This is a genomic window from Pedobacter petrophilus (assembly GCF_009674725.1).
In the GTDB taxonomy this organism is placed as follows: domain Bacteria; phylum Bacteroidota; class Bacteroidia; order Sphingobacteriales; family Sphingobacteriaceae; genus Pedobacter; species Pedobacter petrophilus.
Map to the genome: position 1 here is coordinate 1 of NZ_WKKH01000073.1, position 13,408 is coordinate 13,408.

Below are 13,408 nucleotides of genomic sequence, written 5' to 3' on the forward strand. Positions count from 1 at the left end.
TCACTCATAATCTGTATCATAAAGTTAAAAAATCAAATTCTTAATTCCTTAACTGACACAGTTCATTTTACAATCTCGATGGGGAATAGTAAAGTTTGGACCCCTTTTCTACCCTTCAATAAGCTGTTTTAGTTTTTCTTTGCTAGGTAAAACAGTCGAGTACTTGCTTGCAAAAATCTGCTCATTATTTTCTGGCAATGTATATTCTACAACAGCCTCACTTTTATCCTGACAAAGTATTATTCCAATTGTTTTATTTTCATCAGAAAGTCTGACCTCCCTATCATAATAATTTACATACATCTGCATTTGGCCAATATCCTGATGTTTAAGTTCACCTATTTTTAAGTCAATTAGCACAAAACATTTTAAAATTCTATTATAAAAAACCAAATCTATTTTAAAGTGCTTATCATCAAAAGATATTCTATTTTGCCTGGCTACAAATGTAAAACCAGTTCCTAATTCTAAAAGGAAGTGTTCTAATTTATCAATTAGTTTTTGCTCTAATTCATTTTCTGAGTAGCTATTTTCATCAGGTAAACCCAAAAATTCTAAAATATATGGGACTTTGATAGCGTCTTTTGGTTTTTCTAGAATTTGACCTTTTAAAGAAAGTTCTAAAATTTCATTTTTATTTCTACTAATTGATAAACGAGTATATAATGCCGTGTCATATTGTCTTTGGAATTCTCTCAAACTCTAATTATTTTTAAAAGACTCTATTTCGTAAAAATTCCTTTCTTTTTCATCATCTATTCTCATTAGCTTAAGGTAATGAGACCAGCTTAATTTGAAAACGTCAGATGCTGTCTGGACGTTTTGTATAGCCAATATAAAAAGTTCGCATTTGCTTTAAATTAGTTTCAGAAAATCCTTTGCTAAAATCCTGAGTAAGCTTATTAGCTAAACTTATTAATAATTGTTTTCCATAAGATGCTCTTTCTTTACCATTTTGCTCTTCTTCGACAATCATTCGGCCAATTTCAAAGTAAGTTAGCACCATAGTATGGTTAACTGCTATTAATAAAATCTTGATGATTAACCCCGCTGCTCATAGCTTACTTATTAAATGCATTCCACCCCTGAGCCTTTAACTCATGAACATTATTGGATTTTGAAACCATTTTACAACCAGAATTTTTATCAGTAACGTGGCCGATTACCGTAATATCTACATCATGTTTCAGCTTTTTGTAATCTTCCTGGCTGATGGTAAATAGCAACTCATAATCTTCACCACCGCTTAACGCACATACGGTTGGATCTATACCAAGTTCTCTTGCCGTTTCATAAGTCATTGGATCTAAGGGAATTTTATCTTCATATATCGTAATTCCTTTATCGCTTTCTGTAGCCAGGTGTAAAATTTCAGAAGCCAAACCATCAGATACATCTATCATTGATGTTGGTTTAATATTCATGTCTTCTAATAATGCAACAATATCCATCCTGGCTTCAGGTTTCAATTGTCGCTCAATGATATAATCTTTTCCTTCTAAATCTGGCTGAATCTGCGGATTTTCCAGGTAGATTAATTTCTCTCTTTCTAAAATTTGCAGGCCAACATAAGCGCCGCCTAAATCACCGGAAACACATAACAAATCATTTTCCTGAGCACCATTTCTATAAGTAACTTTATCTGCATCTGCATAACCAATGCTGGTAATGCTAATTACCAAACCTTGCTTACTTGCAGAGGTATCGCCACCAATTAAATCAATATTAAATTTATTGCATGCCAATTCTATTCCTTTATAAATTTCTTCCACCGCTTCTAAAGGAAACTTACTCGATAGACCAAGCGAAACCGTAATCTGGCTTGCCTTTCCATTCATCGCATAAATATCACTCAAATTAACCTGAACGGCTTTATAGCCTAAATGCATCAAAGGCACATAAGCTAAATCGAAGTGGATTCCCTCTAAAAGAAGATCGGTAGAAACCAGTGTCTGTTTCCCTTTTGCATCTAAAACAGCAGCATCATCTCCAACACCTTTTACCGAATAATCATTTCTTATTTTGAAATTAGTGGTCAGGTGTTTGATTAAACCAAATTCACCAAGCTCATTGATATCTGTACGCTCTTTATTTTCAAACATATATTTTTTTCTTTTGCAATAAAGGATCTTAGACCCCAATTCTAATTTTTTAATTATCCATTAAACAAAAAAGATGCTGAAATAAATTCAGCATGACGATCTTTTGCCTATAATTTACTTTCCATCCAGTTCTTACCTTCTGTAAACCTGGCAATTAACATGGCCGCAACATTATCTCCGGTTGCGTTTAGTAAGGTTGCCATAGGATCTACCAGTGTACCAATAATCATAGCCGGAGGTAGGGCTTCTGGCGGCAACTGGTAGGCAGAAATCATTAATAATTCTCCAATATAGCCACCATTTGGAATTCCGCCTTCTACAATACTTACCAAAACGGTAATGCCCAAGGCTAAAATAATCGTATCAATATGCGCTAAATCCTTACCAAAAATAGCAAAAACTACCGCTATTTTGATAATTGAACTGATACTGGAACCATCTTTATGCAAGGTTGAACCCAATGGAATCGTAACATTGGTAATGTAAGCTGGTACACCCATTTTCAAGGTTCCTTCCAGGTTCGCCGGAATAGTAGCAATACTGCTACAAGTTCCTACTGAAGTTAATGAGGGTACAATATTGTTTTTCCAGAACACTTTTATGGCCTTAAGTCCTCCGGCAATAAAGGCATATAACGTGAAAAATACAATAAAATAAAAGGCACCAACACCATAATATAATCCTAAAGCTTTAGCGTAAGTTCCAAAAAGCTGTGGACCGAAAACGCCTACTTGATAGGCAAAATATGCACCTAAACCAATCGGCCCTAATTTCATGATGAGAATGATCAATTTTTTCATCACTTCATTGCCTGATACCAGAAAATTTTTAAATCCATCCCCTTCTTTACCAGAATAGAGCGTAGAGAAACCTACCAAAACCGAAAAAATAATCAGCGCCAGCATATTTTTCCTGCTACCGATTTCAAAAAATTCGCCAACTGTTAACAGCTGTGTCATTTGTTCACCAAAAGACTGAATTTTCTCCGTTTCAACCGGTATTTGATTATTCCCTAAAGCCTGGTGTATAGGGAAAATCCGTGTTACAACGAGTGTTAAAATGGCGGATATTAGTACGGTTGACAAAAAAACCAACACCATAATGGTGAGTAATCTTCCCAATTTTTTAGTCCGGTCAATATTTGCAATCGCAGATGATACGGCAAAAAACACCAATGGAATCACTGCTGTAAACAACAGGTTTAAAAATATATCGCCTAGTGGTTTAATACTTTCAACTTCTTTCCCAAAAATTAATCCGACTATACTCCCAACGGTAATGCCCGCCAAAAGCCACAATAAGCCCGAATAATTTTTAAGAATGTTGTTTATTTTCATTTTTTACTTTTAATATTTAGCCTGTCGTCACTTTTAAATTTTTTCAGCGCCTTAACCATAAGTTGCTGAAATAAATTTAGCATGACGGTAATTTTTTTACAAACCCAGTTCTGCAGAAATATCAAGCATCCTTTGAATCGGCTTACGTGCTTTTTCTATAATATGCTCTGGAACAGTAACTTCTGGATAACCATTTTTAAGACATAAATATAATTTTTCTAAAGTATTTCTTTTCATGTAAGGACAATCATTGCAGGCACAGCTGTTATTTGGCGGAGCCGGAATGAAAGTTTTATCCGGACAAGCTTTTTCCATCTGGTGGATAATACCGCTTTCTGTGGCAACAATAAACTCGGTTGCCGGGTTAGCAATCGCATATTTTAAAAGACCTGTAGTCGATCCGATATAATCAGCCATTCTTAAAACAGGTTCTTCACATTCGGGATGTGCAATAAACTTCGCATTTGGATGGCGCTCTTTTAATTTGGTAATTTTCTCTTGAGAAAAAATTTCATGAACCATGCAGGCCCCATTCCAAAGCACCAAATCCCTACCTGTTTTTTTTGCTACATAAGCACCCAGGTTGCGATCAGGACCAAAAATTATTTTTTGATCTTTTGGCAGGCTTTCTACAATTTGAACAGCATTGGTTGACGTACAAACGATATCACTCAAAGCCTTCAACTCAGCGGTACAATTTACATAAGTGATCACCAAATGATCGGGATATTTTTCTTTAAATTTTTTAAACAAGTGTGGTGGACAACTATCAGCCAGCGAACAGCCTGCTTTTACATCGGGCAATAAAACTTTTTTGGCAGGAGATAAAATTTTAGCAGTTTCAGCCATAAAATGTACACCTGCAAATACAATTACCTCAGCATCAGTCTTTGCGGCTTCTTGAGATAAACCCAAACTATCGCCAATATAATCTGCAATATCTTGAATATCAGGTTCTTGATAATAATGTGCTAAGATAATTGCATTTTTCTCTTTTTTTAGTTTTTCAATTTCAGCAAAAAGATCCAGGGTTGGATCAATTTCTTCTTCCACAAAACCTTTTTTGTTAATTTCTTCTAAGACATCTATGTTCATTTTAAATTTTCCTTTTTTGAAAGTTGACGTTGGTCAAAGATAAAGCTTTCCACGTCTCAATAATTAATAAGTTATTTTAAATAAATAAATCTTGTTTGTTTATTAGTGTGTTAGTATTGTTGGCAAGTTTCGAAATTTCCTTCGTTTATGTAAGTTGTTAATCGTTTACTAACATTTAGATTACATTTTTATAATATGATAAGATTGATTTTCAGCACTATCGAAAAACCACTTAAATGTTATCCATATCAGAATGTTAATTGTTTATAAGTGTGAGAAAAGTTAATTACTTCGACAAAGGTGCTTAAAAATTGAGCAAAAGATTGTGGCAAATTGTCTTTTTAGAGTAGCTTTAAACATTCAAATTTATTTGTTAGCATTATTTCTACATAAAGCTAACAGTTGTTCTATAGTTATCAACATCGTTGATAAAGTAAATGTTTTTTAAATGAGAAAAGTAGATTTTCTGGTAATTGGTTCAGGCATAGCGGGTTTAAGCTTCGCACTTAAAGCTGCGAAATTTGGTAAGGTTTTAATTGTTACCAAGTCTAATGAGGATGAATCCAACACAAAATACGCCCAGGGAGGTGTTGCCGTTGTGGTGGATAAAGGCGATTCTTTTGATAAACATATTCAGGATACTTTGGTTGCCGGTGATGGTTTATGTGATGAAAAAATAGTGGAAATCGTTGTAAAAGAGGGGCCTCAGCGAATTCAGGAGATTATAGACTATGGGATTAATTTTGACAAAGATAACGCTGGTTTTTATGATCTGGCCAAAGAAGGGGGGCACTCAGAACACCGGGTTTTGCACTATAAAGATATCACCGGATATGAGATTGAAAGGGTATTGTTAAAAGAGATTCATGAGAATTCCAACATAGAGATATTAACACATTACTTTGCGCTCGAGTTAATTACCCAGCATCACCTGGGTGAGTTTGTGGATAAACGTACCGAAGATATTAACTGTTATGGCGTATATGCCTTTAACACAGAGCTTAACGATGTGGAGAAAATTGTGGCAAAGGTAACTGTTATGGCTGCCGGTGGTGCCGGTCACGTCTATTCTGCCACAACAAATCCCGTAATTGCAACGGGAGATGGAATGGCGATGGTTTACAGGGCAAAAGGAAAAGTGAGGAATATGGAGTTTATTCAGTTCCACCCAACTGCTTTATATCATCCCGGGGAGTATCCATCCTTCTTAATTTCGGAAGCGGTAAGGGGATTTGGTGGTGTTCTCAGACGTAAAAACGGAGAAGAATTTATGCATGAATATGATGAACGCAAATCATTAGCACCTCGTGATATCGTGGCAAGGGCAGTGGATAATGAAATGAAAAAATCGGGTGATGACTTTGTTTATTTAGACATTACCATGCGGAAGAAAGCAGATATTCTGAAGCATTTTCCTAATATATATGCCAAGTGTTTATCTATAGGGATAGATATGACAAAGGATTATATTCCGGTTACGCCTGCATCTCATTACATGTGTGGGGGGATCTTGGTGGATGAATACGGTCGTTCTTCCATAAAAAATTTATATGCCTGTGGCGAATGCTCATCTACTGGATTACATGGCGCAAATAGACTCGCTTCCAATTCGTTGCTGGAAGCTACTGTATTTGCTCACCGGATTTATCAGGACGCGATAGAAAATTTCAAAAATAATGTTATTCCTGAAAATATCCCTGAATGGGATGCAAAAGGCGTTACTCAGATAGATGAAGATATCCTGGTGACTCATAACTTAAGGGAATTACAAAAAGTCATGGGTGATTACGTGGGAATAGTTCGTTCTGATTTCCGCCTTGAGCGGGCTCACCGCCGGTTATTTTTAATTTATCAGGAAACGGAAGAGTTCTATAAGAAGAACAAAGTATCGGTTAAATTATGTGAGTTGAGAAATGTAATTCAAACGGCTTATCTCGTGATTAAATCCGCTATGCAACGGAAAGAGAGTAGGGGATTGCACTTTACTACCGATTATCCTAACCATACCGAAGAACTAAAAGATACCGTATTCTAGTATATTTACCTTAATAAAAAGATATCAGTTCTATACAAATCATATTGATCATTACAATTTTTCATTAAACATATCATATAAAGCTATGCCTTTAATATTGCCTGTAAAAGATAAGCACCCGAAAATTGGAGAAAACAATTTCATTGCTGAGAATGCCACTATAGTTGGTGATGTAACGCTTGGTAATAATTGCTCGGTTTGGTTTAATGCTGTGATTAGAGGCGATGTAAATGCCATTACCATTGGAAATGAATCAAATATACAAGACGGGGCGGTGATTCACGCTACGTACTTAAAAGCGGCTACACACATCGGTAATCGCGTATCTGTTGGTCATAATGCAATTGTACATGGCTGTACGGTTAAGGATAATGTATTAATCGGGATGGGGGCAATTGTAATGGATCATGCGGTAGTGGAAGAATATTGTATCATAGCGGCCGGCTCTGTAGTACTGGAAAATACCACTTGCGAGACAGGTTATCTGTATGCCGGAACGCCGGCAAAAAAAATAAAGCCCATTACAGAAGAGCAAAGGGCTTTATTAAATAAATTACCAGATAATTATGTCATGTATTCCAGTTGGTTTACCAACGGATAATTACTCTTTTGGTGGTGGCGGGATCGTTAAATTATCTACACGCTCCCAATTTGCACGTAGCGATTTTTCTTCAGGAGAATACCAGATCTTCTCGGGCTGAGTGCCTTCTTTAATACTTCCTGTATCCCAAACACCGTTTTTATTTTCATCATATACTACCCGGATAAAATATTTTCCTGCAGGATAGTTAGCAAAGTTAATAGTGCCGTTTTTATTAATGTTGTAGCCTTTAATGGTATTCTTTTTCTCATCAATAAACTCAACGAGATAACTTTTAGTCGTATCCGGAACAACAATCTTTAAGGCAAGGGTTCCGTAACTATCAATGGTTTCTAACTTGAAACTTTTATTAATTTCCTTGTTTTGTGTATTAAATATAGCGGTAAAAGCACCAGGTGCAAACTTAATATCATACGTTCGTTTATTGCGCCAGGTAAATTTAAGGTAGTATTTTAAGAAGTCTACACTATCTTTAACTAATTCAAAATTAGTTCTTTTCACAGAATCTTCCAGTAATGTTATTTTTGATGCATCTGCGCTATTAACAGGGAAGTTAAAAGTTAGTGTATAACGTTGGTATGGATTCAGTTTACCAGATGTAATGTTATCGGTAATGGTTAATTCCCTTTTATAACTATCTTTTTTACCTCTGTTAAAATTTACCATTTGTAATACCTTTCCCTGATCCTGAATGGCTAGTTTGACTGAATCGAAAGCAAGATCTGTTAACCAAATTTTAGCAGTATCATTCATTTTACTAAAAAACACCTTTTTGCCAACATCAACAGCGGTGGGTTCCATAACAGTAATTTTTGGAGCCTTTAATTGTTGATTAAAGATAAGGGAGATACTGCCGTCATTATTCAACTTTTTATCTAATATTCTAAACTCGGGTGCCAGCTCTTTAAAAACCTGGAGATTTACGTTTTCCGTATTTTTATCAATCAGAATTGGTTCTTTAATATAACCCACTTCATCAGAAAGCTGCTGATAAACCTTATCACCGCCACCTTCACTTTCCTTTAATGCATATACTTTGTAATTACCCTTGCGTAAATTATTAAGTTTGTAATTTCCGGAACTATCAGTTAAGGTATAAATTGGCGCTCTTTTTTTTCCAAATAAAGTATCACGTTCAACAGGTAAAATAAAAACAACAGCTTCTTTTTCCATTTCTCCGGTTAAGGAATTGCTTACTTTTCCGCTTAAGGATAGTGAATCTATATCTGCACCTGTAGAAAAAACATAAGATAAATTTTTAATGATATTGTTTTCATTAATGTCTGCTACAGATTTTCCAAAGTTTAAAGTGTAGGTCGTATTTTTTTCTAAGGTGTCTTGTAACTCTACCTCTAAAATCCTTTTCCTCGCTTTTAAAATAGGGGGGCGTTCCTGATCCGGCGAAATTGAAAATTCTTTAAACTCATTATTTAATTTAACAAACTCATCAAATTCAATTACAATTTTCTTTGCATTAAAATTTCTTGTCAAATTTTTTGGTGTCATCGTTACAACCTTTGGTGGCTTAGTATCTTTCGGACCGCCTTGAGGGGTTTGCATACTCGCACAACCTAAAAACAGGAGCATGATAAATAGTGCTACATAATTTATAAGTCTAAAATATTGAGCTTTTGAATTTGGCATATTTTAAGCGATTTAACGCATGTTTATAAGTTTTGGAGTATTAATATTAAAAAATGTTTTTTCGTTCTTAAATCTATTAATTTAAATTCAAGATAATTTGAATTTAAATACCTGATTATCAGTTACTTATTTATAAAAACCATTAAAACTGAGATATCTGATGGCGAAACGCCTGAAATTCTGGATGCCTGACCTAATGTACGCGGTTTTATTTTAAATAATTTTTCACGCGCTTCTTTAGAGATGGAATTGATTTTATTGTAATCGAAATCTGGTCTAATTTCCTTGTCTTCCATTTTTAGCATTTTAGCTACAATTTCATTTTCCTTTTCAAAATAGCTTTCGTACTTAATTTTAATTTCAGCTTGTTCAATGGTTTGATTATCTAAATCTTTTGTAGCTTCAGCTAAAGGCTTGCTCACTCTAATGATATCCTGTAATCCAACATGAGGTCTTCCAATTAAGCTATGGATTTTGACATTCTGATTTAGAGCACTGGAACCTAAACGCTCCAGTGTTTCATTTACGTCTCCCATTTCAATTCCCTGGGTTTTAGTAAACTTAACTAATGTATCTGCATTGGCAATTTTTTGATTTACCTTTTCCAAGCGTTCATCAGAAATTAAACCTAGGGCATGTCCAATAGGAGAGAGGCGAATATCTGCATTATCTTGTCTTAATAATAAACGATGCTCTGCCCGGGAGGTAAACATACGATAGGGTTCTTCGGTTCCTTTAGTCACTAAATCATCAATTAAAACACCAATATAACTATCAGATCTTTTCATGATCAGTTCGGGTTTATCGGTAATTTTTTGATGCGCATTAATTCCTGCCATGAAACCTTGACATGCCGCTTCTTCATATCCGGTGGTTCCATTAATCTGACCAGCCAGAAATAAGTTGCTAATAAGCTTTGTTTCTAATGTAAGAGATAATTGAGTAGGTGGGAAAAAATCATATTCAATAGCATAACCCGGTCTGAACATTTTTGCTTGTTCGAAACCTGGAATTAATCTCAATGCTTTAAATTGTACATCTTCCGGAAGTGATGTTGAAAATCCATTTACGTAAATTTCGCACGTATGCCATCCTTCTGGCTCAACAAAAATTTGGTGTCTGTCACGCTCTGCAAAGCGATTGATTTTATCTTCAATAGACGGACAGTATCTTGGCCCTAAACCTTTAATTCTTCCAGTAAACATCGGAGATTTTTCAAACCCTTCTTTCAACGTTTCATGAACTTCGGTATTGGTATAAGTGATCCAACAGCAACGTTGATCAGTTGGGACTTTTGTATCGGTAAAAGAAAATTTATTTGGATTTTCATCACCCCATTGCTCTTCCATTTTAGAATAGTCTAGGCTTCTTCCGTCAACGCGGGGAGGGGTACCTGTTTTCATTCTTCCGGCTTCCATTCCCAATTCAACCAGTTGCTCGGTTATTCCTGTTGATGCTCTTTCGGCTGTTCTTCCTCCACCAAATTTCTTTTCACCAATGTGCATTACGCCATTTAGAAATGTACCATTTGTAAGTACCACTGCTTTGCTTTCTATTTCAATTCCTAAGGCTGTTTTTACACCATAAACCGTATTGTCTTTTACTAACAAGCCGACAACATTATCTTGCCAGATATCTAAATTTGGTGTTCGCTCCAAGGCCAGTCTCCATTCTTCAGCGAAACGCATTCTGTCAATCTGTGCTCTTGGACTCCACATCGCCGGACCTTTAGATTTATTAAGCATTCTGAATTGAATAGTCGATTTGTCAGATATAATACCTGAATAACCGCCCATAGCATCTACTTCACGAACGATCTGACCTTTTGCCACGCCACCCATTGCCGGGTTACAACTCATCTGGGCAATGGTACCCATATTCATTGTGATTAATAAAACAGATGATCCCAAGTTAGCAGCAGCAGCAGCAGCTTCACAGCCTGCGTGACCAGCACCAACAACAATCAAATCGTATTTTGAAAACATGTTATTTGTATTTATCTATTGTTCCACGTGAAACAAACTGTTAAATCTTTCTTATCGTAATCGAATCATGTTATTATGTTCCACGTGAAACATAATATTAACTGATGAATTATCTAAATTCGCTAGTACAATGATAATAGCAATATTATTAAAACTCTTTCTTAATTTGCAACACAAGTTTATTCTGATAATTCTAGCCAACGCATAGTATATTCATCAAGTTTGACCTGTAAATTTTTAATTTCGTCAGATACTTCCTGAATTTTAACGTAGTCTGAGGCATTTATATTATTTAAGGTTTTTGTTAAGACAGAAATTTTATTTTCCATTTCTTCCATCCCTTTTTCGCTATCTTCTAATTCCTTTTGCTCTTTAAAACTTAATTTTTTTATAGATTTTAAAGGTGTTTGTTCTATTACTTGAACAATCTCTTTTTTAGATTCTCCTTTAATTTTTGGTTGTTCAAGGCTTAAACGATATTCAGAATAATTACCATTATAAATTTTTACTACACCTTCACCCTCCATAATAAATAACTGATCGCTCATCTTGTCTAATAAATACCTGTCGTGAGAAACCAGCATTAATATGCCTGGGAAGTTTTCCAAAAATTCTTCTAAAACATTTAAAGTGTCAATATCTAAATCATTTGTTGGTTCATCTAAAATCAAGAAATTAGGATTTTGCATCAGTACCTTCATCAGGTTCAAACGTTTTTTTTCACCGCCGCTTAATTTTTCTACCATGCCATGTTGTTTCTTTGGCGGAAAGAGAAATAGGGTAAGTAGGGCAGAGGCGGTAATTACCGAACCATCTGCCATTTTGATATATTCAGCATCTGATTTTACAATATCAATTACCCTTTCTTTGGGATCAAATGTTAAGCCACCTTGTTTATAATAACCAAAAACTGTGGTGTCTCCGGTATCAACTTGGCCGGCATCTGGTGTAAGCTGACTTGTGATAATATTTAATAAAGTAGATTTGCCTGTTCCGTTTTTTCCAGCCAAACCAATTCTGTCACCTTTTTTAAAAGTATAACTGAAGTCGTTGATGATTGGGCGGCCGTCAAATGCTTTAGTAATGTGTTCTACCTCAATAATCTTCCCACCTTGACGAGACATTTTCATTTGCAGGTTAATGGTCTGATTATCAGACTTTTTCTTAGATTTTTCTTCTAAATCATAAAAAGCACTAATTCTTGCATTAGATTTGGTGCCACGTGCCTGTGGCATGCGCCTCATCCATTCTAACTCCTTTTTTAATAGCTGTTGATTTTTATGCAGAACAGTTGCATCTAATGCTTCTCTTTCAGATTTCTTTTCCAGGTAGTAGGCATAATTACCATTATAGTTGAAAATTTTTCCCCTATCGAGTTCTACAATCGTATTACAAACGTTATCTAAAAAGTACCTGTCATGGGTAACCAATAGAATTGTTTTCTGCCCGGTGGTTAATAATTTTTCTAACCATTCAATTGTATCAATGTCTAAATGGTTGGTTGGCTCATCTAACACTAAAATTTCAGGATCTTCAATAAGAAGCTTGGCTAAAGCCAAACGTTTCTTTTGTCCACCAGAAAGGGTAGCAATTTTTTGTTGAAGATGAGTAATGCCCATCCTGTTGAGGATGGTTTTGATCTCATGTTCATATTCCCAGGCATTGTGTTCGCTTAACTCTTCGTATAAACGATTTAGCGTTTTCTCATCTGGATTAGGGTCTTCAATTAATTCTTCGTACTCTTTAATCAGCTGTTGTTGCTTATTTTCAAGGGAAAAGATGAAATCACTGATAGAATAGCCTTCGTTAAATTGAGGTTCCTGATCAAGGAAGCCAATTTTAACCGCTTTATTTTTTACAATTTTACCTTCCAGCGGAGGAAATCTTTCGGCAAGTAGTTTTAATAAGGTACTCTTACCAGCGCCGTTGATTCCTACTAACGCTACACGCTGACCAGAATTAATACCTAGTGTTAAATTTTTAAATAGCCATTCATCATGATAACCATGACCTAAGCCTTCTGCCGCAATTAGTGTGCTCAATTTATTTGTATTTCGGATTTATAAAGGAAAATTAGTGCAAAAGTAAGGATAAATTATTTGGAACAACTAAATTGAAGATCAAACCTATTCTGTATCAGCGAAAAATGGCAAATTATTGATGGTGTTTGGATGTAGAATTCTAAAGAGATAACCGTAATAAGATGAGTAATAAGAAAACAGCGGCTGGACTCGCTCCGCCGCTGCTTCAATCATTAACTAAACTAAACTATTTCTTTGTGCTATAGAATTAATATATAGCGATACGTTTTTTGTTTTTCATTTATAAGACTAAGGATAGTGCAAAACGTTTCAGTACTATTTTAGATAATATACCAGCATGGGTTAAACATCGACGAACGGGCATAACGATTAGACGAACAGCAAGAAATTTTTTAAAAGTAAGATTATTTGAAAATAGGGGAGCAGCTCCCTTCCAGCAAAAGAGAAAAGCTTTTGGTAGTGTAAATTGAACTGTGTCAGCCAGTTTAACCATTTTGCAAATGCAGCTTTATTCTATCCTCAAACATAATGTATAGCTGAGATAATGTCAAGTTCCAATTCTGCAGG

General features: G+C 35.3%; 10 protein-coding genes. 2 read left to right on the forward strand and 8 right to left on the reverse strand.

Features of this window, described 5'->3' with window-relative positions:
- Window positions 1-108 precede the first annotated feature (108 nt).
- The 5 genes from GJU39_RS22085 to nadA form a co-directional block, all read right to left on the reverse strand.
- Window positions 109-699 (reverse strand): DUF1016 domain-containing protein, encoded by a 591-nt coding sequence (locus GJU39_RS22085; protein WP_245228060.1) that lies wholly within the window; start codon window positions 697-699, stop codon window positions 109-111.
- A gap of 103 nt (window positions 700-802) precedes the next feature.
- A complete protein-coding gene (locus tag GJU39_RS24005) occupies window positions 803-976 on the reverse strand; it encodes a DUF1016 N-terminal domain-containing protein (protein ID WP_245228061.1) in 174 nt (57 codons plus the stop codon).
- Between the two features lie 85 nt (window positions 977-1,061).
- Window positions 1,062-2,102, reverse strand: a complete 1,041-nt coding sequence (gene thiL / locus GJU39_RS22090) for a thiamine-phosphate kinase (protein ID WP_154283171.1) — start codon at window positions 2,100-2,102, stop codon at window positions 1,062-1,064.
- 107 nt (window positions 2,103-2,209) lie between these two features.
- Complete coding sequence (locus GJU39_RS22095; RefSeq protein WP_154283172.1) at window positions 2,210-3,439, reverse strand: dicarboxylate/amino acid:cation symporter; 1,230 nt, start codon at window positions 3,437-3,439, stop codon at window positions 2,210-2,212.
- 96 nt (window positions 3,440-3,535) lie between these two features.
- Window positions 3,536-4,534 (reverse strand): quinolinate synthase NadA, encoded by a 999-nt coding sequence (nadA, locus tag GJU39_RS22100; protein WP_154283173.1) that lies wholly within the window; start codon window positions 4,532-4,534, stop codon window positions 3,536-3,538.
- Between the two features lie 448 nt (window positions 4,535-4,982).
- On the opposite strand from nadA, the gene nadB reads away from it, so the two are divergent.
- Both nadB and GJU39_RS22110 read left to right on the forward strand, forming a co-directional pair.
- The gene (gene nadB / locus GJU39_RS22105) at window positions 4,983-6,569 is read left to right on the forward strand and encodes an L-aspartate oxidase (RefSeq protein WP_154283174.1); all 1,587 of its coding nucleotides are present in this window, start codon (window positions 4,983-4,985) and stop codon (window positions 6,567-6,569) included.
- Between the two features lie 85 nt (window positions 6,570-6,654).
- Window positions 6,655-7,170, forward strand: a complete 516-nt coding sequence (locus GJU39_RS22110) for a gamma carbonic anhydrase family protein (protein ID WP_154283175.1) — start codon at window positions 6,655-6,657, stop codon at window positions 7,168-7,170.
- Here GJU39_RS22110 and GJU39_RS22115 read toward each other — a convergent pair whose 3' ends face one another.
- The 3 genes from GJU39_RS22115 to GJU39_RS22125 all read right to left on the reverse strand — a co-directional run bounded on the left by GJU39_RS22115 (window position 7,171) and on the right by GJU39_RS22125 (window position 12,841).
- Window positions 7,171-8,814 (reverse strand): Ig-like domain-containing protein, encoded by a 1,644-nt coding sequence (locus GJU39_RS22115; protein WP_154283176.1) that lies wholly within the window; start codon window positions 8,812-8,814, stop codon window positions 7,171-7,173. It abuts the gene before it with no gap.
- A 122-nt stretch (window positions 8,815-8,936) separates the two neighbouring features.
- Entirely contained in the window at window positions 8,937-10,799 is a 1,863-nt protein-coding gene (gene mnmG / locus GJU39_RS22120; protein ID WP_154283177.1) for a tRNA uridine-5-carboxymethylaminomethyl(34) synthesis enzyme MnmG, read from the reverse strand.
- Between the two features lie 179 nt (window positions 10,800-10,978).
- Window positions 10,979-12,841: an ABC-F family ATP-binding cassette domain-containing protein gene (locus tag GJU39_RS22125; protein ID WP_154283178.1), complete on the reverse strand. Its 1,863-nt coding sequence runs from the start codon at window positions 12,839-12,841 to the stop codon at window positions 10,979-10,981.
- Window positions 12,842-13,408 lie beyond the last annotated feature (567 nt).